Source organism: Streptomyces regalis (genome assembly GCF_001509475.1).
GTDB classification, from domain to species: Bacteria; Actinomycetota; Actinomycetes; order Streptomycetales; family Streptomycetaceae; genus Streptomyces; species Streptomyces regalis.
The window spans coordinates 1-20,874 of the sequence record NZ_LLZG01000288.1 but is presented as its reverse complement, the minus strand read 5'-3'; the positions used below and the strand labels follow the sequence as shown (position 1 = coordinate 20,874).

At 69.7% G+C, this 20,874-nt stretch carries 20 protein-coding genes and 1 pseudogene; 4 read left to right on the top strand and 17 right to left on the bottom strand.

Features of this window, described 5'->3' with window-relative positions; genetic code table 11:
* Positions 1 to 31 precede the first annotated feature (31 nt).
* The 3 genes from ADL12_RS26345 to ADL12_RS26335 all read right to left on the bottom strand — a co-directional run bounded on the left by ADL12_RS26345 (position 32) and on the right by ADL12_RS26335 (position 4,783).
* Positions 32 to 799, bottom strand: coding sequence for an AfsR/SARP family transcriptional regulator (locus ADL12_RS26345; protein ID WP_062705827.1), 768 nt, complete (start codon positions 797 to 799; stop codon positions 32 to 34).
* A 154-nt stretch (positions 800 to 953) separates the two neighbouring features.
* Positions 954 to 3,089, bottom strand: a complete 2,136-nt coding sequence (locus ADL12_RS26340) for an MMPL family transporter (protein WP_062705824.1) — start codon at positions 3,087 to 3,089, stop codon at positions 954 to 956.
* On the bottom strand, positions 3,089 to 4,783 hold the full coding sequence (locus ADL12_RS26335; RefSeq protein WP_062705821.1) for an MFS transporter: 1,695 nt from the start codon (positions 4,781 to 4,783) through the stop codon (positions 3,089 to 3,091). Before ADL12_RS26335 ends, ADL12_RS26340 begins: the two co-directional genes overlap by 1 nt.
* A gap of 141 nt (positions 4,784 to 4,924) precedes the next feature.
* Here ADL12_RS26335 and ADL12_RS26330 point away from each other — a divergent pair, with 141 nt between their 5' ends.
* The gene (locus ADL12_RS26330) at positions 4,925 to 5,713 is read left to right on the top strand and encodes a TetR/AcrR family transcriptional regulator (protein ID WP_107120035.1); all 789 of its coding nucleotides are present in this window, start codon (positions 4,925 to 4,927) and stop codon (positions 5,711 to 5,713) included.
* Here ADL12_RS26330 and ADL12_RS26325 read toward each other — a convergent pair.
* The 10 genes from ADL12_RS26325 to ADL12_RS26280 form a co-directional block, all read right to left on the bottom strand.
* Positions 5,676 to 6,020, bottom strand: a complete 345-nt coding sequence (locus ADL12_RS26325; protein WP_062705816.1) for an antibiotic biosynthesis monooxygenase — start codon at positions 6,018 to 6,020, stop codon at positions 5,676 to 5,678. The genes ADL12_RS26330 and ADL12_RS26325 overlap by 38 nt on opposite strands.
* Positions 6,013 to 7,185 carry an acyl-CoA dehydrogenase family protein gene (locus tag ADL12_RS26320; protein ID WP_425265153.1) on the bottom strand — a complete coding sequence of 391 codons (1,173 nt, stop codon included), beginning with the start codon at positions 7,183 to 7,185 and terminating at the stop codon, positions 6,013 to 6,015. Before ADL12_RS26320 ends, ADL12_RS26325 begins: the two co-directional genes overlap by 8 nt.
* The gene (locus ADL12_RS26315; protein ID WP_062705810.1) at positions 7,182 to 8,066 is read right to left on the bottom strand and encodes an NmrA/HSCARG family protein; all 885 of its coding nucleotides are present in this window, start codon (positions 8,064 to 8,066) and stop codon (positions 7,182 to 7,184) included. The genes ADL12_RS26320 and ADL12_RS26315 overlap by 4 nt, the downstream gene beginning before the upstream one ends.
* Positions 8,067 to 8,089: 23 nt before the next feature.
* Entirely contained in the window at positions 8,090 to 8,923 is an 834-nt protein-coding gene (locus tag ADL12_RS26310) for a DUF6081 family protein (RefSeq protein WP_062705807.1), read from the bottom strand.
* 108 nt (positions 8,924 to 9,031) lie between these two features.
* A complete protein-coding gene (locus ADL12_RS26305; protein ID WP_062705805.1) occupies positions 9,032 to 9,427 on the bottom strand; it encodes a PPOX class F420-dependent oxidoreductase in 396 nt (131 codons plus the stop codon).
* A 1-nt stretch (position 9,428) separates the two neighbouring features.
* A complete protein-coding gene (locus tag ADL12_RS26300) occupies positions 9,429 to 11,030 on the bottom strand; it encodes an MFS transporter (RefSeq protein ID WP_062705802.1) in 1,602 nt (533 codons plus the stop codon).
* Between the two features lie 11 nt (positions 11,031 to 11,041).
* Entirely contained in the window at positions 11,042 to 11,962 is a 921-nt protein-coding gene (locus ADL12_RS26295; protein ID WP_062705799.1) for an NADP-dependent oxidoreductase, read from the bottom strand.
* Positions 11,963 to 11,992: 30 nt separating this feature from the next.
* The gene (locus ADL12_RS26290) at positions 11,993 to 12,631 is read right to left on the bottom strand and encodes a hypothetical protein (RefSeq protein ID WP_062705796.1); all 639 of its coding nucleotides are present in this window, start codon (positions 12,629 to 12,631) and stop codon (positions 11,993 to 11,995) included.
* A gap of 97 nt (positions 12,632 to 12,728) precedes the next feature.
* Complete coding sequence (locus tag ADL12_RS26285; protein WP_062705793.1) at positions 12,729 to 13,715, bottom strand: quinone oxidoreductase family protein; 987 nt, start codon at positions 13,713 to 13,715, stop codon at positions 12,729 to 12,731.
* A complete protein-coding gene (locus tag ADL12_RS26280) occupies positions 13,715 to 14,638 on the bottom strand; it encodes a 3-hydroxyacyl-CoA dehydrogenase NAD-binding domain-containing protein (RefSeq protein WP_062705790.1) in 924 nt (307 codons plus the stop codon). The genes ADL12_RS26285 and ADL12_RS26280 overlap by 1 nt, the downstream gene beginning before the upstream one ends.
* A 73-nt stretch (positions 14,639 to 14,711) precedes the next feature.
* Between ADL12_RS26280 and ADL12_RS26275 the strand changes: the two genes are divergently transcribed.
* Positions 14,712 to 15,152, top strand: coding sequence for a nuclear transport factor 2 family protein (locus ADL12_RS26275; RefSeq protein WP_062705788.1), 441 nt, complete (start codon positions 14,712 to 14,714; stop codon positions 15,150 to 15,152).
* A 212-nt stretch (positions 15,153 to 15,364) separates the two neighbouring features.
* Here ADL12_RS26275 and ADL12_RS26270 read toward each other — a convergent pair whose 3' ends face one another.
* The gene (locus tag ADL12_RS26270; protein ID WP_062705786.1) at positions 15,365 to 16,801 is read right to left on the bottom strand and encodes an ATP-binding protein; all 1,437 of its coding nucleotides are present in this window, start codon (positions 16,799 to 16,801) and stop codon (positions 15,365 to 15,367) included.
* A 434-nt stretch (positions 16,802 to 17,235) separates the two neighbouring features.
* Positions 17,236 to 17,961: a hypothetical protein gene (locus ADL12_RS55680; RefSeq protein WP_063806737.1), complete on the bottom strand. Its 726-nt coding sequence runs from the start codon at positions 17,959 to 17,961 to the stop codon at positions 17,236 to 17,238.
* A gap of 613 nt (positions 17,962 to 18,574) precedes the next feature.
* On the opposite strand from ADL12_RS55680, the gene ADL12_RS26260 reads away from it, so the two are divergent.
* Both ADL12_RS26260 and ADL12_RS51020 read left to right on the top strand, forming a co-directional pair.
* Positions 18,575 to 18,841, top strand: a complete 267-nt coding sequence (locus ADL12_RS26260) for a hypothetical protein (RefSeq protein WP_062705784.1) — start codon at positions 18,575 to 18,577, stop codon at positions 18,839 to 18,841.
* Positions 18,838 to 19,230, top strand: a complete 393-nt coding sequence (locus ADL12_RS51020) for a PIN domain-containing protein (RefSeq protein WP_079052297.1) — start codon at positions 18,838 to 18,840, stop codon at positions 19,228 to 19,230. Before ADL12_RS26260 ends, ADL12_RS51020 begins: the two co-directional genes overlap by 4 nt.
* Before the next feature lie 38 nt (positions 19,231 to 19,268).
* On the opposite strand, the pseudogene ADL12_RS26255 reads toward ADL12_RS51020, so the two are convergent.
* Positions 19,269 to 20,029, bottom strand: a pseudogene (locus ADL12_RS26255) (transposase); the annotation flags it as partial.
* A gap of 7 nt (positions 20,030 to 20,036) precedes the next feature.
* On the bottom strand, positions 20,037 to 20,723 hold the full coding sequence (locus ADL12_RS26250; protein ID WP_062705782.1) for an HAD family hydrolase: 687 nt from the start codon (positions 20,721 to 20,723) through the stop codon (positions 20,037 to 20,039).
* Positions 20,724 to 20,874: the final 151 nt, after the last annotated feature.

The following is a 20,874-nucleotide window of genomic DNA, read 5'->3' as shown; positions in this document are numbered from 1 at the left end:
CCACCACGTTCACCGGCCGGTTTCTACGTTTCTACGCGAGCACATGGTCACCGTTGAGAATCTCCATATGCATGCGCTGGATTTCAGGCGTCGGGTCCACCCCCAGCTCGTCGGACAGAATCTGCCGGAGATTTCGGTACGACGCCAGCGCCTCCGCCCGCCGGCCCACCCGATAGAGCGCCCCCATCAGCTTGGCGTGCAGGGTCTCGTTCAACGGATGGGAAATTACCAGGGACCGCAGCTCCGGAATCATCGGCCCTATCCTGCCGAGCCGCCAATTCGCGTCGATGCGGAGCTGCACGCCGAAGAGCCGGAGCTCTTCCAGATGAGCGATATGACTTTCAAGCACCCGGCCGCACGGCACGGTGGACAGCGCCGGGCCGCGCCAGAGATCGAGTCCCGCGTTCAGCGAGGCGAGTGCCTCCTCGGGCCGGTCCTCCTCGAGCAGCCGGCTGCCCGTGCGGATCAGCCGCTCGACGATCGTGACATCGAGCTCGTCGTCGTCGATCAGGGCGAAGTAACCGGGCGGCCGGGTCAGGAGCAACTCCCGCTCCTGATAGGTCACCTGATGCTCCGCCAGCAGCCGGCGGGTGTGGTAGACGTAGGTCTGCAGTGTCGTCATGGCGCTGCGCGGCGGATCGTCCGCCCACAGTTCCTCGATGAGCACCCCCGCTCCCACCACCTCATGCCGTCTGAGCAGCAGGAGCGCCAGGAGCTGGGTCGCCTTCGAGGATTTGAGCGGAATCAACCGCCCCGCATCCGTGATTACATGAACATGCCCCAACAGATTGAATCTCATCCTGCGCCCCCGTCGAGATTCTCCGTTTTCTTAGGGGCGACAATAACAGGCCTACTTGACAGATTTCAATGTGGCCGGCGTCACAAGAGATCATTTATTTGTCCAAATATAAATCAGCGCAGCGAGCTGCGCTGATTCACATTTTCCGGCTTTTCTACGGGGAAACAGGAGCCGGCGCCTCCGAATTCACAGAATCGGAAATTCCCGATCCGGCCATTTCCTCGGGGGAGTCCTCGCGCCGGAAGAGCCGGTGCGGCCACCACATCCACCGGCCGACATCGAGGGTGAGCGCGGTGACCAGGACCGACCGCACGATCATGGTGTCGAGCAGGATGCCCACCGCCACCGTGAAGCCGAGCTCGGCGATGAAGACCAGCGGCAGCGTGGCCAGTGCGGCGAAGGTCCCGGCCAGCACCAGACCGGCCGCGGTGATCACGCCACCGGTCGAGGTGAGGCCCTTGAGCGCACCCTGCCGGGTGCCGAACCGGTTGCTCTCCTCCCTGATCCGGGTGACGAGGAAGATGTTGTAGTCGACGCCCAGGGCGACCAGGAAGACGAACACCCAGAGCGGGAAGGCGGAATCGGCCCCAGCGAAGTCGAAGACGTGGTTGAAGAAGAAGGCGGCGAGACCGAGCGCCGTGAAGAAGGACAGCACCACGCTCGCGATCAGCAGCAGCGGGGCTACGAGTGCCCGCAGCAGCAGCGCGAGGATGCAGAACACCACGGCGAGGATCACCGGGATGATCAGGCCGCGGTCGCGGCTGGACGCCTCGCGCATGTCGTGCACGACGGCGCTGCTGCCGCCCACCCTCGCCTCCGCCCCGTCCAGCCGGCCGAGGCTCTCGCGGGCCGCGGTGACCGCGTCCATGGCCGCCGGGCTGTCGGCTCCGGCGCCGAGCGTCGCCTCGAGATAGGCCAGCCCGTCCTTGACCTGGGGCTTCGCGACCTCGGTGACGCCGGGCACCTTCTGAAGAGCGCCGCGCACCTCAGCCGCCGAGGAGTCCTTGGCGATGACGACCATCGGCTCACCGGAACCGGCCGGGAAGTGCCGGGCGAGAAACTCCTCGCCCACCACCGACTCCGGCTTGGTCTTGAAGCCGTCCTTCTGCTGCAGCCCGTCGGCGTTCAGGGTGACGGCCAGCACGGCCACCGCCCCCAGCACCACGCTGGTCGTGACCCAGACCGCACGCGGACGGCCCGAGACCATGCGGGCGACCCGCGTCCACACGCCCCGGGTGACATCGGGCTCCGTACCGTGCTTGGGCCGGGCCGGCCAGAAGATCCAGCGCCCGAAGATCACCAGCAGGGCGGGCAGCAGCGTCATCATCGACAGCAGGCCGACCAGCACACCGACGGCGCAGACCGGGCCGAGGCCCTTGGTGGAGTTCAGGGCGGCCAGCAGCAGCACGAGCATGCTGATGGCGACGGTGGCGGCGCTGGCCACGATGGCAGGGCCTGCACGGTGCAGTGCCACGGCCATGGCCTCGTGCCGGTCCTCGTGCCGCCGCAGCTCCTCCCGGTAGCGGGCGACGAGCAGCAGCGCGTAGTCGGTGGCCGCACCGAGCACCAGCACGGTGAGGATCATCGAGGTCTGGGCGTTGACCGTCAGTCCCGCGTGCTTGGCCAGCAGGTAGATGATGGCCTGCGAGATGACCAGGGACATGCCCGCGGAGATCATCGGAAGCAGCCACAGCAGCGGACTGCGATAGGTGATGACGAGAATCGTCACGACGATGAGGAGGGTGACCAGGGTGAGTTTGAAGTCGGCGCTGCTGAAGGACTCCGCGGAGTCGGCGGCATAGCCGGTCGGGCCGGTCACATGGACGCCGAGTCCGTCGGGCGCGTTGGGCTGCGCGGTCTTCCGCAGATCCTTCGTGGCCTCGTTGAGCCCCTCCCAGCCCTCCTTGCCGAGGTGGACGTTGACCACGGTCCGCAGGGCCTTGCCGTCCTCCGAGCGCACCGGGCCGTACGGCTCGCCCACCACGTGGGTGCCGTCCGCGAAGTCCGCGGCGTCGGCCCGGGCCTTGGCCTCGTCGGCGGCCGTGATCCCGGACGGGCGGTCGTAGACGACGATGGCCGGGCTGGTGTCGGCGGGCTGGAACTTCTCGGAGAGTTCGAGTACTTCGGTCGATTCCGCGTTGCCGGGGAGCCAGGCGGCGGCGTCGTTGGACTCGGCGTCGCCGAGATTGCCGGCCAGCGGCTGGAGCACGATCAGCAGACCGATCCAGCCCACGAGCACCAGCCACTTGAGCCGGCGTCCGCCCGGCCAGGCCAGCAGTGTGCGTGTCATCAGAAACCCTCTTCCTCACGAGGCTTGGGCGGCAGCCGGAAGGCCAGCGCGAAGGACACCGCCAGCAGTCCGATCACGATCCAGAGCGTGCGGACCATCGCGGTGCTGAAGTTCTCGGTGTGGGCCCGCTGCCAGGCCCGCGCCGTGGCCTCGGCCAGCTCCGGCCGGGCCTGCTGGATGTTCCAGCAGCTGCCCGGCGTCCGTTCGGAGTCCTTCTGGCTCGCCGATTCCCTCAGGCACACCCGCAGGTCGGTGAGCAGCCGGTCCTGCTCGGCCGGGGCCGCCCCGGCGGCGGTGAGTTCGGCGCGGGTGCGGCTCTCGCCGTCGGCGACGCTCGCCGTGGCCTGGGAGCCGAGCAGCCCGAAGAACAGGGTCGCGAGCACCGCGACCCCGACCGCGAAGCCGAGTTGCTGGACCGCGGTGAGGATCCCGGAGGCGGTGCCGGCCTCCTGCTTGTCGACGTCGGCCAGGGCGATGTCGAAGAGCAGACCGATCATGATGCCCATGCCGAGCCCCGCCACGGCGATGCCGGGGACGAGCTCCCAGCTGGTGAGATCGCCGGCCTGGTCGCCGATGGTCAGCAGCATGATCAGTACGCCGATCGCCAGCACCGCGAGCCCGCCGTGCAGCGCCTTGCGGCCGAACTTCGCGCCCAGCACCGCCCCGGTCAGGATGGCGCCGACGACCAGGAACACCGACCAGGGCGTCATGGTCAGCGCCGCCCGGGTCGGGCTGAAGCCCAGGCCGATCTGCAGATGCAGGCCGAGCAGCAGCGACATTCCGGAGATGCCGGTGAAGAACACCAGCGCCACCGCCAGTCCCGCGGCGTAGCGGGAACGGCGCAGCAGGCTGAGCTCGATGAGCGTGGCGCCGCCGCGCTTCTCCTGCCGCAGTTCGTAGGCGACGAAGGCGGCGAGCACGGCCGCTCCGGCCGCCATCAGCACGAACGTCCAGGCAGGCCAGCCGCGTTCGCGCCCCTGGACGAGCGGGAAGATCAGCAAGGTCAGCCCGAGCGTCACCAGCAACATGCCGCCGAAATCGAACTTCGGCCGCACGGGTGCCTTGCCCTCGGGCAGCAGCAGCATCGCACCGATGATCACGGCTGCCCCGATCGGCAGGTTGATCAGGAAGACGGCCCGCCAGCCGGTGCCGAACAGATCGGCGTCGACCAGGAATCCGGCGACGATCGGGCCGAGCACGGCGCCCAGTCCGATGGCGGGCCCGAACGCGCCGAACGCCGCCGCGGTCTCCTTGGGCGGGAACATCTGCTTGATGAGGCCGAGCCCCTGCGGAATCATCAGCGCGCCCAGCCCGCCCTGCAGGAAGCGTGCGGCGATGAGCATCTCGGGACTGCCCGCCACCGCGCACAGCACGGAGGCCAGGGTGAAGCCGACGGCGCCGATGACGAACATGCGCTTGCGGCCGTAGATGTCGCCCAGCCGGCCGCCGACCACCAGCAGGACAGCGAAGGCGAGCGTGTACCCGACGGTGATCCACTGGATGACGCTGAGGCTGCCGCCCAGATCGGCGCGGACCGCGGGCGCGGCGATGTTCATGATCGTGCCGTCGAGCAGGTCCATGATCTCGGCGCCGAGGATGACACCCAGCGCAGCCCAGCGGCGCGCGTAGGCCGGGGGTTCGGCCGGGGGCTCGGCCGCGGCTGCGTCCGGCTCGTCTGCTTCAACGGAACTCATGGCATCCCCCGAGATTCTCGACAACAGGTCCACGAACGACCACCGTTCTATAATGGAACGGTGGTCGTGTCAAGAAACGGTGGCCCGTCGATGCCATACGATGAGATCCACCTGCTGCGAGTTCACTTGCTGCGAGTCCACCTGCTCCGAAGCGAAGGAAGGAGGCCCATGCCCGAGGAGATCCCCGTACCTCCGTGGCGCCGGCCGAAGAAGGCGCCGCCGCGCATGCCCCTGACCCAGGACCGGATCGTCGACACGGCGCTCGGCATCCTCGACGCCGAGGGACTCGACGCCCTGAGCATGCGGCGGCTCGCGCAGGAGCTGAAGACCGGGCACGCTTCGCTGTACGCGCACGTGGGGAACCGGGACGAGCTGCTCGACCTCGTCTTCGACCTGGTCCTGACCGAGGTGGACATCCCGGAACCGGAGCCGGGCCGCTGGGCGGAGCAGGTCAAGGAGATGTGCCGGTCACTGCGGCGGATGTTCCTGGCCCACCGGGATCTGGCGCGCATCGCGATCGACCGGGTGCCTCTCGGGCCCAACGGGATCATGGGGATGGAGCGCACCCTGAATCTGCTGCGCGCCGGGGGCCTGCAGGACGAACTCGCCGCCTACGGGGGCGACCTGCTGTCGACCTTCGTCACGGCGGAGGCCCTGGAGCAGTCGTCCCGGCACTCCGGCGCGGAACAGAGCCAGGAGCAGGCCGGCATGTTCGCCGACCAGCTCCACGGCTACCTGAAGTCGCTGCCGGCCACGCAGTTCCCGAACCTGGTCCACCTGGCCGGCCCGATCACCTCGCTCGACTCCGACCGCCGGTTCGAGCTCGGCCTCGAGATCATCATCGCCGGCCTGGTGGCCGGGGCCGGGGCCGACGACGGTGCGGACGACGGTGTCAGGTCGTCGGCAGGATCGACCCCTCCGGAGTCATGAAGACGGCCTTCGGCGGTCCCATCAGGCCGGGCAGAGAGCTCAGCGCCTCCCGCAGCTTCGCCGAGCGCGGGTCGGCGCTGAAGTTCTCCCGGTAGGCCTGTTCGCTCTCCCACTGGGCGTAGTTGACGACCGCGGTGCCGTCCGTGCTCGCGTGATACGTGGCCGACAGAAAGCCGGGCACCTCGCGGATCCACTCCTGCACCCCGCCCGTGGCCAGCTCCACCAGCTTGCGCTGGGTGGCGGGGCCGTCCACCGCGAAGGTGACGACGGCGACAAAACCCACCTGCGGATCATTCACTTCAGCCATCGTTGCTCCTCCTCAGCAGCTCTCCGGCATACAAGGTCGCTCCCGGCCCGAACTGCAGCCCGATATGGCTCGCGGCCGCGTGTACATCGCGCCAGAAGCGCTGCATCGGGCTGTCCTGCGCCTGCGCCCTGGTGCCCGCGCAGGCGAACAGCCGGTCGGTCGCGGCGGTCAGCAGCTCGGCCGCAAGCGCACAGTCCCGCGCCCCACGGCCGACGAGTTCACCGGTCACCCCGCCGGCGTCGGCGACCTCGGCGACCCGCTCCAGCAGCAGCTGGGCCGCGTCGATCTCGCCGGTGGCCCGGGCCAGCGTGTGCTCGTACAGCACACGGTCCTGGGACGAGACGGCGTTCTGTCCGGTCGGCCCGGCCAGCTTCTCGGCGATCCATGAGGTCCACACGGCCGCGGCGCCGCGGGCCGCGCCGAGCATCGGCAGCGCGAAGGCCAGCCCGTTGACCGCCCGCATGGGCACGGTGTGGCAGATCGCCTCGGCACCCGGACCGAGCCCGGCGGCGATGGCCGCACGGGTGCAGGCCCGCGAGTCCGGCACGAACACCCCGTCGAGTACGAGGGTGTTGCTGCCCGTTCCGCGCATGCCCATCGGGTACCAGCTGTCGACGATCCCGTACGCCTGCCGCGGCACCGCGAAGAACCACGGCTCCTTCCCCGCCTTCGCGCACACCAGCGCCCAGTCGGAGTGGTCGACGACGCTGACGAACGGCCAGGTGCCCGAGACCTGCCAGCCGCCCGCCGTCTTCTCGGCGCGGCCGAGCGGCATCAGGGCACCGACGATCAGGGCGTCGGGGCCGGCGGACCACAGCTCGGCCTGGCCCTCGTCCGGCAGATAGGCGGCCATCCGGCCGAGACTCGCCGTGAGCGACGCGTACCAGGCGGCCGACGCGCAGGCCTCGCCCAGCACCGCGACCGGCTCCACGAGCTCGGCGAACGTCGCAGCCCTGCCGCCGTGCGCCACCGGAACGAAGTGGGCGGCGAAACCGGCCTGAAGGACCGCGGAGACGACGTCAGGGCTCAGCCGGCGCTGCTGCTCGGCGTCGGCCGCCCGCTTCCCGGCGAGCTCGGCGATCCGGCGGGCCCCGGCCTCCAGGGGCGACGGCTCCCGGGCCGCCGGGATCTGCTGGGTCTCCTGGGTCATCGCGCCCGCACTCATGCCGCATCCATCGGGACCCAGCCGGTCTTCGCCAGCCACTGGTCGAGGGTGAGCAGTTGCGGGAACCGGGCGCGCAGCGTGGGGATGTCGGCGTGATAGCCGATCCCGTTGAGCCAGGTGTACGAGATCGCCTGCCACTCGAAGCCCGTGCGGTGCAGCTCCGGTATCGGCACCGAGACGAAGCGGGCGGGCAGTCCGGTGTGCCGGCCGAACGCGTCCGCGATCTGCTCGCCGGTCAGCTCGTCCCCGGCCAGCTCGATCTTGGCGCCGCCGAAGGTCCCGGGGTCGTCGAAGGCGTCGGCCGCGAAGTACCCGATGTCGGGGCCGCTGATCATCTGCAGGGTGTTGGTCGGCCCGAGCCCCCGCCGGAAGGTCAGCTCGCCGTCCTCCATGACGAGGGGCGACATGTCGTGGTTCAGGTTCTCCATGAAGTACGACGGCCGCAGGAAGGTGAAGCTGAGCTCGTTCTCCTGGATCCGCTGCTCGATCGCGAGCTTGGACAGCCGCCAGTTCACGCCCTCCGGCTGCTCCGCCCCGCCGACCGAGCTGTGGACGTAGTGCTGGATGCCGAGGTCGCGAGCGGCGTCGGCGCAGATCTTGCCCTGCCGCTCCTCGCCCTCCACGCCCGCCGGAGTCATCGGCGTCTGGATGCTGAACACGCCGTACGCGCCCTTCATCGCCGCGCGCACCGACTCGGCGTCCTCCAGGTCGCCGGTGTGCAGGCTCGCGCCCAGCTCGCGCAGCTCCTTGGCCTTGGGCGCGCCCGGGTCGCGGACGAAGGCCCGGACGGTCCAGCCGCGTTCCAGCAGGTACCGGGCCGCGGAGCCGCCTTGCTTGCCGGTGGCGCCGAGGACCAGTACGGGCTTGTTCTCATCGGGCATGGCTGTGCCTTTCGTTGGTGTCGTCACGAGTCGCGCGAACCGGCGGGCGAGGTGGACACCGAGAGCCGGCGCACCGACAGCCGCACCCCTTGGCCGAAGTAGCGCTCCAGGAAGAGCCCCAGGCCGAAGCTGAGGCCGCGCGGCCGTACGGCCTCCTCCCGGCCGCCGTTGTCCCGCCGCAGCCAGCGCGCGTCCAGCGAGCGGAAGCCGATCCGGTCCACGGACAGCACCTCCTGCCCGTCGGCCTTCCAGTGGACGGTGCCGGCCGCGCCGTCGTAGCCGACCTCGAGCCGGTGGAGCGTGCCCGGGGTGCGGTCGGCGACCGGGACGCAGTAGGTGAAGGACGCGAACTCGGCGTCCGGCTGCAGCGCGAGGCGCTCGTAGACCGCGTAGAGGCGGCTGTGCGTGAGGAAGAAGTCGAAGATCATGCCGGTCTCGAGGTCGACCGAGATCAGACCGCCCGCGCCGAGCCGGGCGTCCGCAGTCGGCTCGTCGACGTCGTCGTACGGATGGGAGCGCAGGCCGAAGCCGCGCAGTCCCATCTCGGCCGTGACCGAGAGCAGTTCACCCGGCACCGCGGTGAACCCGCCGCGCGCGGAGGCGGTGCCGCCGGTGGTGAAGGCTCCCCAGCGCAGATGGAGCGGGGTACCGTCCGGTCCCGGCTTGGGCTCGGTGAACGCCGGCCGCCTGGTGCGGGGTTGGAGGGAGCTCGGCACGACCCTCAGGCCGTCCGGCCCGCCGCGGACCACCCCGTCTCCTTCGGGGAGACCGTCGACCGGGCGCAGCCGCCATGGCGCGCCCGGTCCCTCGGTCCTCAGTCCCCCGGTGAAACCCTCATGGAAGATTTCCGTGCTCATCCGGCCCTCCCCGTGGTGTGCCCGTCCTACGGGCTCCACCCTGGCAAGGGGGCATCGAGGGCCACTCGAAGCGGAGTCGAAGGGGTCTGGGGCCCCTGGGCCCTGTCGTCAGACGTTGCGGCCGCGCTGAGCGGTGTCCTCGCCGAGGCCCCAGGTGATGATGCGCTTGGGGTGGATGCGGATCATCGCGGTGCCGAAGTAGGGGTGCGGCGGCTGGGCGTCGGTCAGTGCCTCGGCACGGCCGCGCACTTCGATACCGCGTACGTTCCACGGCTGCGTGGAGATCAGATCGTCGACGACGAAGGCGACCTGGTCGTTCTTGCCGACGTTGCGGAACTTCTTGCTGGCCGTCAGGTTGTGCCCGCCGATGTCGATCGTGCCGGTCTCGGTGTTGATCGTGAACGAGACGGGGTTGACCTGGGGTTGGCCGTCGGCCGCCACGGTGGCCAGCCGGCCGAGGTTCTGGGAGGCGTAGTACTCGAGCTCGTCAGGAGTGAAAGGCATGTCAGCTTCCTTGGGCCTTGGATTGGTCGGAATGCTCCCGGCCGGGCACGGGGCCCGCCGCGAGCTTCGGAGTCGTGACGGTGGACGGCAGCCAGCGGAGCACGGCGAGGGCGCCCACGAGGGCCGCCACGGCAGCTGCCCCGGCGGCCAGATGCATGGCGTCCAGGAAGGCCTGCCGTGCGGGACCGACAAGTCCGCTCTCCCCCAGCCGAGTCGCAGCCAGCAGCGTGGCGTCCAGGGACTCGCCGGCCTCGTGCCGCACAGAGGGCGGCAGTACGGCGAGCTCGTCCTCGATGCCACTGCGGTAGGCGGCGCCCATGAGGGAACCGAGCACGGCGACGCCCAGGGCGCCGCCCAGCTGGCGCACGGTGTTGTTCATCGCCGAGGCCACGCCCGCCTTCTCGCGTGGGATCGCGTTCATGATGGACACGGCTGCGGTCGGCATGACGCAGGCTACGCCCGCTCCCAGTGCGGCGAACAAGGCGAGGATCAGCCAGAGCGGAGCGTGCTGCGTCACGAAGACGACCCCGGCAAGTGAGGCGGTCACGGCCAGCATGCCCGCCGCGCACACGTTCCGGGGGCCGACTCTGCGGACCAGGACCGTGCTGAGGGGTCCGCAGACCACGTTCGCGCCGGCCAGCGCCACGGTGCAACTCCCGGCCTGCAGCGGGGTGTAGCCGCGCACGCTCTGCAGGTAGAAGGCGCTGAAGAAGAGGAAGCCCATCATCGCGAAGCTGACGAAGCCGACGGCCGCGACGGCGGTGGAGAAGGCCTTCAACCGGAAGAAGCCGAGCTCCAGCGAGGGTTCCGCGGTACGGCGCTCATGCCACAGGAACACACCCAGCAGGCCGAGGCCCGCCAGGCCAGGTCCCCAGACCGTGGGCTGGGTGACCCCGCCGGTCCGGCCGGCCTCGATGATCCCGTACACGAGCAGCACGAGACCGGCGATCGAGAGCAGCAGCCCGCCCGCGTCGACGCGCTTGCCCACGGTGCCCCGGGTCTCGGGCACCAGCAGCACCACCGCGACCAGGCTGACCGCCACGATCGGCACGTTGACCAGGAAGACCGAGCCCCACCAGAAGTGCGCGAGCAGCAGCCCGCCGGTGACCGGTCCGATGCCGAGGGCGAAGCCGACCGAAGCCGCCCAGATCCCGAGGGCCTTGGGGCGCTCCCGCATCGGGAACACGGCGGCGATGGTGGCGAGGGTGCTCGGCAGGACCGCCGCGCCGCTCACGCCCATGCAGGCGCGGGCGGCGATGAGCTGCTCCGGCGACCCGGCGTAGGCCCCGGCCAGGGACGACAGCCCGAACAGGGCGAGGCCCAGCAGGAGTACGCGTCTGCGGCCCAGCCGGTCACCGAGCACACCCCAGGTGAACAGCATCGCGGCGAAGGCCAGGGTGTAGGCGCTGAGCACCCATTCGACCTGGCTGTGCGAGGCGCCGAGGCCCTGCTCCGGGTCGGTGAGGGTGCGCAGCGTCACGTTGAGCACGGTGTTGTCGAGGATGATGCTCACCAGGCTCAGGACCAGCACCACCAGGACGGCCCAGCGCCGCGGATGCCCCTCGTGCGCCGGGCCGCCCGGTCGAGCAGGACCCGGTGTCACAGGTCCGGATGTCACAGGTCCGGCACCAGGACGAGCTTGCCGCGCACATGGCCCTGCTCCAGCCGGTGGTGGGCCTCGGCCGCCTTGGCGAAGGGGAGGACGGCCTCGACGTGCGGCCGCAGCCGGCCCTCGGCGCAGAGCGCGGCCAGCGCGGCGAGCCGCTCGGCGGACCGCACCACTTGCGGCATGACGATGCCCTCCTGGGCCGCGGCACGGAAGTTGGCGATGGTGGCGATCCGGGACCGGTCCGCGACGAGTTCGAGCGACACGGCGAGCGCCTCCGGTCCCCCGTGGCAGTCGAGGGCGGCGTCGACGCCGTCCGGGGCCAGGGCGCGCACTCGGTCGGCGAAGCCCGGGCCGTAGGCGACGGGCAGCGCGCCCAGCGAGCGCAGGAACTCGTGGTTGTGCTCACCGGCGCTGCCGATCGCCGTGCCGCCCCGCTCCTTGACGAGCTGGACGGCGAGGCTGCCGACGCCGCCGGCCGCGGCGTGCACGAGCACGGTGTCCCCTTGGCCGACGCGCAGTTCGGCCAGAGCGATGTCCGCGGTCTGCCCCACGGCCGACAGGGACCCCGCGACCTCCCACGACAGTTCCGCCGGCTTGGCGGTGATCTGGTCCGCGCCGACGGCGAGCAGCTCGGCGCCGGACTGCATGACGGCGAACCCCAGTACCTCGTCGCCGGGTGCGAACCCGGTCACCTCCGGCCCGGTCCGCTCGACGACCCCGGCGAACTCGTTGCCGATGATCTGCGGGAACTCGACCGGATAACGACCCCGCATGCCGCCGGAACGCACCCGGCAGTCGAACCCGTTGACCCCGACGGCCCGCACCCGGACCGTCACCTGGCCCGGCCCTGGCACCGGCTCGGGGACATCGATGAGACCCAGTACGTCCGGTCCGCCGAACTGCTGGATGGCTATGGCCTTGGGCATGCGTTCTCCACGTTCGTTTGACGGCTGCTGCTACTTCGCGACCTGCGTGCTGGCAAAAACGGTCGCGGGCTTCGCCGGGTCGGGGAAGCACTCGAACGGGCCCCACTCGTCCAGAATCGGCTGGTAGCGGTACCAGTAGAAGCCGGGCTGCTCATAACTCGAGCCGCCGGGGCCGAAGTTGAGCGTAGCGGTGGCCTTCGGGGCCTTGTAGGTGACCTTCAGCGTCGGCAGGTCGAACTCGACACCGCCGTCGAGCGGGCCGGACGCGCTGACGATGATGTCCTTGCCCTCGACCTTGACCTGGAGAGCGGAGTCGCCGAGACCGCTGCCGCCGGTGAGCTTCACCTTCTTGACCTTCGCGCCCTCCGGGATCCGGTAGGCGACCCGCACATCCTTGACGATCTTGTTGTACTCGGCGAAGGCGGTGATCGGGGCCGGGTCGTACGTGGCCTGGAACTGCTTGCCCGCGCGGACCGAGGCGGGCACGGTGACGTCGAACCCGCGCTTGTAGTCGTAGACCGGGTGCGTGTTGCCCTGCACCCAGGTGCGGCACTCGTACGGCACGTCCACGTTCGCGGCGTGCGCACTGGTGCCCAGGCTCATGACTCCCGCCAGCGCGAGGGCGGACGCGGTGGTCAGACGTATCACCTGTTGACGCGATGAGGTCATGGAAAAGGTCTCCTTCGGACTCTTGGAATACGAACTCGGAAGGTCGGGATGGAGGTCGGAGAAGGGCCAGGGAGGATCAGGGAAGGGTCGGGGCGGGTCAGGGAATGAGTACGACCCGCCCGAGCTGGGCCCTGGCCTCGAGGATGGTGTGCGCCTCGGCGGCCCGCTCCAGGGGCAGCCGGGCGTGTACGGCGGACTTCACCTGTCCGCCGACCAGCAGCCGGGTGAGTTCGGCGACGCCCGCCTCGTACTCGTGCGGGCGGCCGCCCCTCCAGGCCGACAGCGCGAAGCCGGTGACGTACTTGATGCCGATGAGGTCCATGACCGACACCCGCGGGATCTCCAGCTCGCCGCCGGACGAGCCGTAGAACACCAGCCGGCCGCCCGGCGCGAGCAGGCGGATGCCCTGCTGCAGGACCTCGGCGCCGACGCCGTCCAGGATCAGGTCGGGCCCGCGTCCCCCGGTGAGTTCCCGGACCTCCTCGGCCCAGTGCGGGGAACGGTGGTCGACGACGGCGTCGGCGCCCGTCGCGCGGGCGAACTCGCGCTTGTCGGCCGCCCCCGCGGTGCCGATGACCTGGCCGGCCCCGGCCGCCCGGGCCAGCTGGACCGCGATATGGCCCACGCCGCCGGCCGCGGCATGCACCAGCACCGTCTCGCCCTTGCTCAGTTGCCCGGTCCGCAGAATGCCGAGGGCGATCAGTCCGGTGCCCGGCAGGACCGCGGCCTCGGCGGCGTCCAGCTCCTCGGGTACGGGTACGACGGTGACGGCGTCGACGACGACCTGCTCGGCGTAGGCGCCGTAGAGGGTGAAGGCGCCGACCCGGTCCCCCGGGCGAAGCCCCGCGACGTCCGGCCCCACCGCCGCGATCCTGCCGACCACGTCGCCGCCGAGCACGACGGGGAAGACGGGCTTCCACATCGGCGCGGGGAAGACCTCGCGCCGCATCTGGGTCTGCGCATGGCCGACGCTGACCGCCTCGACGGCGATGCGCACCTGGCCGGGGCCGGGTTCGGGGACCGGGCGCTCGGCGACGTACAGCACGTCGGGGTCGCCGTACCGGTCGAACTGCACGGCACGCATCACTTCTTCTCCTCCTGGGACTGCCCGGTCCGCCCCAGGGCGGCCAGTACGGCGTGGTGCCGGTCGTCACGGTCCCGGACCAGCTCGGCATAGGTCCGGTCGCCATAGGCGGCTTCGGTCTGTTCGACCAGGGCCTCGACGGCTTCTGCGCCGAGGGCGGGCTGTCCGAGCCCACGCCAGCCCTGTTCGAGGCCGCTGCCGAGATGCTCGAGCCACTTGCGCAGGCCGCCCGGCCCGCCGCCCAGGTGGAACGCGTGGAACGGCCCGATGGTGGACCAGCGCAGCCCGATCGAGTCGGTGACGATCCGGTCGAGCTCCTCGACGGTCACCACGCCTTCGAGGACGAGGTGGATGCTCTCGCGCAGCAGCGCGGACTGCAGCCGGTTGGCGGCGAAGCCGGGCAGCGCCCTGCGCAGCACGACCGGGGTCCGCCCGACCGACTCCAGGAAGGTCACCGCCCTTTCGACGGCCTCCGGGTCGGTGCGTTCCCCGCCGATCACCTCGACCAGCGGAACGATGTGCGGCGGGTTGAAGGGATGGGCCACGACCAGCCGGCCCGGTCCGGGCATGTCCCGGCTCAGATCGTCGGGGAGCAGTTTCGACGTCGAGGACAGCACGAGGGCGGGGGCGGGGGCGGCCTCGCCGATCTCGGCGAACAGCCGCTGCTTGAGGGGCAGGTCGTCGGGGGCGTTCTCGGAGACGAGGTCCACTCCGGCCACCGCCCGGCCGACGTCCGGCTCGAACTCGATCCGCGCCGCCAGCTCGTCCGCCCGGCCCGGGGAGAACAACTCGAGCCCCTCGCGCACGATGCGCCGGGCGTCAGGCCTGCGGCTGTTGACCCGTACGGTCAGCCCGCAGGCGCTGAACAGATTGATCCATCCCAGGCCGATCGTGCCCGCCCCGATCACTGTCACGGTGCTCATGGCGACGAGGCTGGCAGGGCCCACTCGAACCCGGCTCGAGCGGACTTCGAGGCCACGGGGCGACCGTGGCCGCATGACCATCACCGAGCTTCCCACCGGCCTGTATGCCGAGGTCCTGTCGTTCTACGGCCACCAGATGCAGAAGCTGGACGGCCGCGAATTCGCCGGCTACGCCGCGACCTTCACCGAGGACGGCGAGTTCAAGCACTCCCCTTCGCTGCCGGCCGCCCGTACCCGTGCCGGGATCATCGCCGTCCTGGAGGACTTCCACCGCAAGTTCGACGCCCGCAGGATCCAGCGCCGGCACTGGTTCAACCACGTGGCCGTGGACCAGGCGTCCGACGGCTCGATCACGGCGACGAGCTACTGCCTGGTCCTCACCGTCCACGCCGACGTCAAGGAGCCCGAGTTCGGCCCGAGCTGCGTCGTCCACGACGTCCTGGTCCGCGGCGAGAACGGCGAACTGCTCCTGCGCTCCCGCCACGTCACCCACGACCACGTCTTCCCCGGCTGAGCGCCGGAGAAGTCGGCACGGATCAAGCTCGGGAACGCAGAAGGGGTTGGGCTTTCGTGGGCTCGGCCCCTTCCGGCAGTCCGATCAGCCGTGGAAGCGGAACGCCCGTAGCTGCCGGTCGTGGTCTCGTCCGACCGTGGTCCAGCGATGACGTTGCAGCACCGGTGGGCGGGAGTGATCCGCCCCCACCCCAGAGGGCAGGCGCCGACTGGTCACCGCCAGGCGCGTACGAGGTCCTCCGGGCCCCAGTGCGCCGCGAGCGGCAGGCCGCAGGCGATGCCGCTGCGTGACACCGCGACGAGAGGGGTGTCCGTCCCCGCGCCCGGGACGGCGAGCATGTCGCGGACCAGGGCGTCGTAGTCGTGGCGGTCGAACGGCCGGTCCTCCAGCCACTTGATGGAGCCGAGGAAGTGCACCCGCCCGGCCACCGGCTCCCGGTCGGCGCCGATCAGGTCGATCTCGGGGTTGTTCTGCCGGTTCCACCAGCCGCCTACCGCCTCGGTGTCCGGCCACGCCTCGTCAGGCAGCAGCCGCAGCAGCGACTCGCGGACGATCGGCTCCACCGCCCGTCCGCGCCAACTGGTCCAGCCCCGCTCGATGCGCTCCAGCGCCAGGTCGCCCCGGCCACGTTCGATCAGCGGCAGGCCGCGCTGCAGAAAGGCCAGCCAGAAGCGCAGGTAGGGGTCGGCAATGCGGTAGCGCTTGTTCTTGCGGTCGGATTTGGCCGACAGCGGGAGGTCGGCGGCCAGCACGCGCTTGCCCAGCAGCGTGTTCAGCAGCGGAGTCAGCACCCCGGAAGGCAGTGCGCCGGACCCGCCGGCCCGGGCCGCGATGGTGGAGAACGTCCGCTCGCCGGCGCCCACAGCCTCCAGTACCGACCGGGCGTGGGACGCCTCGGGGAACTCGCCCAGCAGCGACAGCTCGCCCGCCACCAGCAGCGGCGAGAGCGGGTTGGCCACCGCCTCGGCCAGGAAGTCGGTACGGCTCATCCCCGGCCGCCAGGACTGGACGATCTCCGGGAACCCCCCGGTGATCAGCAGGGCATCCACCACCTCTGCCGCGCCCAGCCCGGTGGCGGCCTGCACATCCGCCAGGCGCAGCGGATCGACGGTCATCTTCGTGGCCCGTCCGAAGAACGGGCGACCATGGGTCTGCAAGGCCTCCATCACGGAGATATCGCTGCCGACCAGGATCAGCAGCACGGGCTTGGCGGACAGGTGGCGATCCCAGACCGTCTGCAGCGCACCCTCGAACTCTCGGTCCTGCTCCACCAACCACGGCACCTCGTCGATCACCGCGATGCTCGGGGCGTCGTCGGGCAGCGCGACGGCCAGGGACCGCAGCGCCTGGTTCCAGTCGCCGGCCTGCAGCCCGGCCACCAACTCCGCCCCCGGCAGCGGCGACTGCGCGAGCGCGGCGATGAAATCAGCCCGCTCGGCCACAGGGTTACGGCCTCGCGTGGCCTGGAAGACCAAGTACGGCAGCCCGGATCGATCACAGAACTCCTGGACCAGCCGCGACTTCCCCACCCGCCGCCGCCCCGTCATGATCACAGCCTGACCGCGCGTGGTCCCAGCGCCCTGAGCCACCCGACCCAGCTGGCGATCCAGCCGCTCCAGGTCCAGCGCCCTGCCCTTGAAGCCGCTCACAGCCCATCACCTCGACCGGGGGTACCCACACAAACACAGTTTCGATATTACGTAGATTCAATCTACGTTTAGCCTAGCTCACGTCACTCACGTCGCGACTCAAAGAGCAAGGGCCCGACTCCAACGAGCCGGACCCTTCTGACCTGCATATTTGACGGCAGCGATGTGGTGGAACTGCGCCTACACGTTGATCCGGAACGCTCAATGCAGCGCTCCCACCTGCGGAAATGTTCCTTCGGTTGATCGTATCCAGCACGCATCCAGCACCGTCGGGACCGATCCAACACATCCAGCACGTCAAGCCGAGGAGACAGACCCCTCCGAGTCCTCGACCGCAGGGCGCATGGCGCATGGCGTTCTGCATGATGTCTCGACAACGATCCCACGCCTCGGGGACGAGGTGACCGCAGATGTCCACGGCGGTCTTGATCGACTCATGCCCGAGCCATCGCGAGACCTCGCAGATCGGTACGCCTTTCGCCAACGCGATCGAGGCGAAGAAGTGCCGCAGACTGCCGGGCGCGCACTTGGCCTTGCCGTCCACATCGACCAGGCCGGCCGACACGTACGCCTTCCTGAAGTGGTAGCCGTAGGTGGAGGCGGTGGGCATCACGCCCTTGCCACGCCGGCGCGGGGCGAAGAGGACCTCCAGTCGCCGTCGTCTGCCCCCGCTGACCGGTGAAGGCTACGGGCACCGGCTCCCACCGCGACAGGTGGTCGTCAATCTCCTGCTCGATGAACGGGGCGGCCGGGACGTCCCGGTACTCGCCCTCCGCCCGGTGCTTGAGCGGCACGAAGACCGTGCGGCAGTCATCGCGGTGAGCCTTGGCGCTGACCTGCCAGCGGACCCTGACGTAGCCGGACCGTCGGCACTCGGCGGAGAAGGCCAGGGCCTCGCAGGGGCGCTGGCCGGTACCCGACTGTAGGTAGACGGCGAGCCGGTACTGCGGGGCGATGTGCTCCGCGATCAGATCGACGTCGCCCAGCGTGGGAATCTCGTCCTCGTCCACCGCGCACGGGTCCGCCCGGGATACCCGGATGCCGCGCGCGGGATTGTCCGGGATGCGCTTATCAACGACGGCCGCCTCCAGCATGGCGGCCACCATCACCATCCGGTCATTGACCGTGGAGACCGCCAACCCGGCACCGGAGGCATGCACGTCCTTGACACAAACTCCTCGAAATCGCGCCGCGCCAGCCTGGCCAGCATCTCCCGCCCCAGGCGCGGCACGAGATGGTTATGGATGAACCCTTCGTAGTTGCGGCGCGTCGACTCACCGATGACCCGCCGCTCCAGCCACTCCTGAGCCCAGACCCGCAACGGCACAAGCCCTCGCGCAGGATCGAAAGCGAACGCCGTCCTCCTTGTCGTTCTCGACCGTGTCGGCGAAAGCGTCCGCACCATCCGAGCCCACCTGACGGGGAAACGACCTCTCCCGGTACCGCACCGTCCACCCATGTCGGCACCGCGGACGATCACAGGGAAAGTTCCGGTCCCGGACATCCCTCTTGCACCTCTGAAAAACGCTCGCCACCCATGCCCCGACCCTTCGCCTGGCCCGTGCTCGAAACCGTGCGCCGCCACCTAACGGCCGAGCAAGATATTCATCACGAATCCGCTCTTTCCGGCGAATGTGGACCCAGCCTCACCCGCAGCCACGCGGCCCATCGAGTCGGCGAGGGGCCTCCTTGCTGTATGCACTCACACCCTCCGCTCGCCGGCACGTGATCCACGCATCCACTCTGAAGGCCATACCACGCTATGGTTGATGTATGGCTACCAAGAAGGTGACTATCACTCTCGACGAATCCCTGGTCGAAGCCCTGGCCGGAGCCGCCGAGGAAGAAGGCATCCCACTCTCCCGCCTCGTCGCCGGAGCAGCCGAACGCGAGCTGCGCCTGCGGGCCGGCCGGGCCGTCATCCGGGAGTGGCAGGCAGAACACGGCGCCTTCACCCCGGAAGAGCTCGCCGCCGCACGCGCAGACCTGGCCGCCGCCGACGCCGAGTACCTCAGCAGCTCGGGAGCCTCGGCCGCGTGAATATCCCCTACCTGTACGACGCCGGGGTACTCATCGCCATCGACAACGACGACCGACGCATGTGGGCCCGCCACAGCCTGGCCCTCGAAGACGGCCGGGACATCCACGTCCCCGCCGTCGTCGTCAGCCAGGCATGGCGGGACTCCCGCCGCCAGGTCAGACTCGGCAAGTTCCTCGCCGGGTGCCACGTCGTACCCGTCGGCCTCGAAACCGCCAGAGCCGCAGGCATCCTCTGCGGCAAGGCCGGCACCTCCGACATCGTCGACGCCACCGTCGTGACCATGGCAGCCAGCCTCGGCGCCATCATCTGGACCTCGGACCCGAACGACGTCCGCACCCTCATCGACGCCCAGGACATCAAGCCCGTCTCTGTCATCCGCACCGTCTGACCACCGATGGTCTTGACGACCAGCCCGTGCGGGCCCAGAGCGAGGGTGAGGTTGTGTAGGCGGGCGATGCCGAGCATGGCGTGGTGTACGCCGTCGCCCTTGAGACGGCAGTCGCGAAGGATCTTCCAGGTCTTCATGTGGGCGAAGGCGTGCTCGACGCGGGCCCGGACCTGTTTGTGTGAGCGGTTGTGCTCCTGTTTCCACTCGGTCAGTTCCTCGCCGGCCCGGCGACGGTGCGGCATCACGAGTCCGGTCCCTGGGTAGCCTCCGTCGGCGATCGTCATGGTGTGGCCGACGGCGCCCTTTGCGCCGGACTCCCCCCACGCCTTGCAGTCGTTACGGTTGCCCGGCAGCGGCTGTCCGACCACGACTACCGGCCGGGTGTCGGCGTCAACGACGACCTGGTGGTTGGTGGAGTACCGGTAGTTTTTCGACTGCTCGGCGATGGCGTGGTCACGGGTCGGGACCAAGGTGCCGTCCACGATGAGTACGGTGCCTTTCGCGAAGCGGCGCCGAGGTCGCAGTGCCGGCAGCGGTCCGAGGTGATCGATGATGCGGTCGACCGCGGACTTCGAGATGCCGAACAGTGGGGCGAGCTGGCGCATCGTCAAGTTCGTGCGCCAGTACGCCGTGACCAGCAGCGTGCGGTCGTCAAGCGACAATCCCCACGGCCGACCTCGGTGGTCAGTATCGACACCGGCGCGACGCAGCACCGTCACCAGCTTTGCGAACTGGCGCGGGTTCAGCCCGGTGAACGGGCTATCCAAGACGGCTCCGACGCCGTGATCACACCAGCCACAGCAAGATCATTCCACTGGCATTGAGCCCTCCGGCCGGTGAGGGTCGGTTCCCGACGCGAAGGCGAGAACGTCGGGGACTGCTGCACGCAGGCTCTTGAAGTGACGGTGCACGCCGTCCACCGCAACGGGAGAGTTGACCCCCCACACCGTCATGCCGGCACGCAGTCCGGACTGCACCCCGGAGGGGGCATCCTCGATCACCAGACAGTCCTCCGGCTCGGCACCGAGCCCCTTGGCAGCCAGCAAATAAGGGACAGGCGAGGGCTTGCCTTCCTCGACACAGGCGGCATCCACGATGATATCCGGCACCGGCAAGCTCGTCCGGGCGAAGCGTCCGCGCACCCGGTGCTCGTAATTCGACGTCACCAACGCCCACGCCCCGGAGGGCAGAGCGCCCAGCAGCTCAGACGCACCGTCGAAGGCCGCATACACGCCGGACCGCACATCCTCGTCCTCCAGCTGATGCAGCACGGCCAGGCACCCCCTCGGGTCACGGTCGGGAACGACCTGCGCGAAGGTCTCCATCGGCCTTGTCCGCAGCGCCACTTGGTAGACCTCATCGGGATCCAGCCCGTATCGCTCCGCCCACACGCGCCAAACCCGGCGCTGGTTGTCCACGGCATCGATCAACGTGCCATCGACATCAAACAGGACATACTTCTTAGCTCCGGGCTGAGCAGGTTCACCGATCACGCCTCGATCATGCCATCAGGCCCCCGAGCAGGCAGTTTGCGGGACAGTCCTTAGGGCTTGCAGGGAATCAAGGTGTTGCTTCCCGTTCTGGGGATCGTTGGTGTGGTATGCCCATCCCGGACGAGACACGTGACCAACTCGCTGTGAAGCT

Excerpts from the sequence above, each read along its gene's own strand:
- ADL12_RS26345 (WP_062705827.1), bottom strand. The coding sequence starts at position 799 with ATGAGATTCAATCTGTTGGGGCATGTTCATGTAATCACGGATGCGGGG.
- ADL12_RS26340 (WP_062705824.1), bottom strand. The coding sequence starts at position 3,089 with ATGACACGCACACTGCTGGCCTGGCCGGGCGGACGCCGGCTCAAGTGG.
- ADL12_RS26335 (WP_062705821.1), bottom strand. The coding sequence starts at position 4,783 with ATGAGTTCCGTTGAAGCAGACGAGCCGGACGCAGCCGCGGCCGAGCCC.
- ADL12_RS26325 (WP_062705816.1), bottom strand. The coding sequence starts at position 6,020 with ATGGCTGAAGTGAATGATCCGCAGGTGGGTTTTGTCGCCGTCGTCACC.
- ADL12_RS26320 (WP_425265153.1), bottom strand. The coding sequence starts at position 7,185 with ATGAGTGCGGGCGCGATGACCCAGGAGACCCAGCAGATCCCGGCGGCC.
- ADL12_RS26315 (WP_062705810.1), bottom strand. The coding sequence starts at position 8,066 with ATGCCCGATGAGAACAAGCCCGTACTGGTCCTCGGCGCCACCGGCAAG.
- ADL12_RS26310 (WP_062705807.1), bottom strand. The coding sequence starts at position 8,923 with ATGAGCACGGAAATCTTCCATGAGGGTTTCACCGGGGGACTGAGGACC.
- ADL12_RS26305 (WP_062705805.1), bottom strand. The coding sequence starts at position 9,427 with ATGCCTTTCACTCCTGACGAGCTCGAGTACTACGCCTCCCAGAACCTC.
- ADL12_RS26295 (WP_062705799.1), bottom strand. The coding sequence starts at position 11,962 with ATGCCCAAGGCCATAGCCATCCAGCAGTTCGGCGGACCGGACGTACTG.
- ADL12_RS26290 (WP_062705796.1), bottom strand. The coding sequence starts at position 12,631 with ATGACCTCATCGCGTCAACAGGTGATACGTCTGACCACCGCGTCCGCC.
- ADL12_RS26285 (WP_062705793.1), bottom strand. The coding sequence starts at position 13,715 with ATGCGTGCCGTGCAGTTCGACCGGTACGGCGACCCCGACGTGCTGTAC.
- ADL12_RS26280 (WP_062705790.1), bottom strand. The coding sequence starts at position 14,638 with ATGAGCACCGTGACAGTGATCGGGGCGGGCACGATCGGCCTGGGATGG.
- ADL12_RS26275 (WP_062705788.1), top strand. The coding sequence starts at position 14,712 with ATGACCATCACCGAGCTTCCCACCGGCCTGTATGCCGAGGTCCTGTCG.
- ADL12_RS26260 (WP_062705784.1), top strand. The coding sequence starts at position 18,575 with ATGGCTACCAAGAAGGTGACTATCACTCTCGACGAATCCCTGGTCGAA.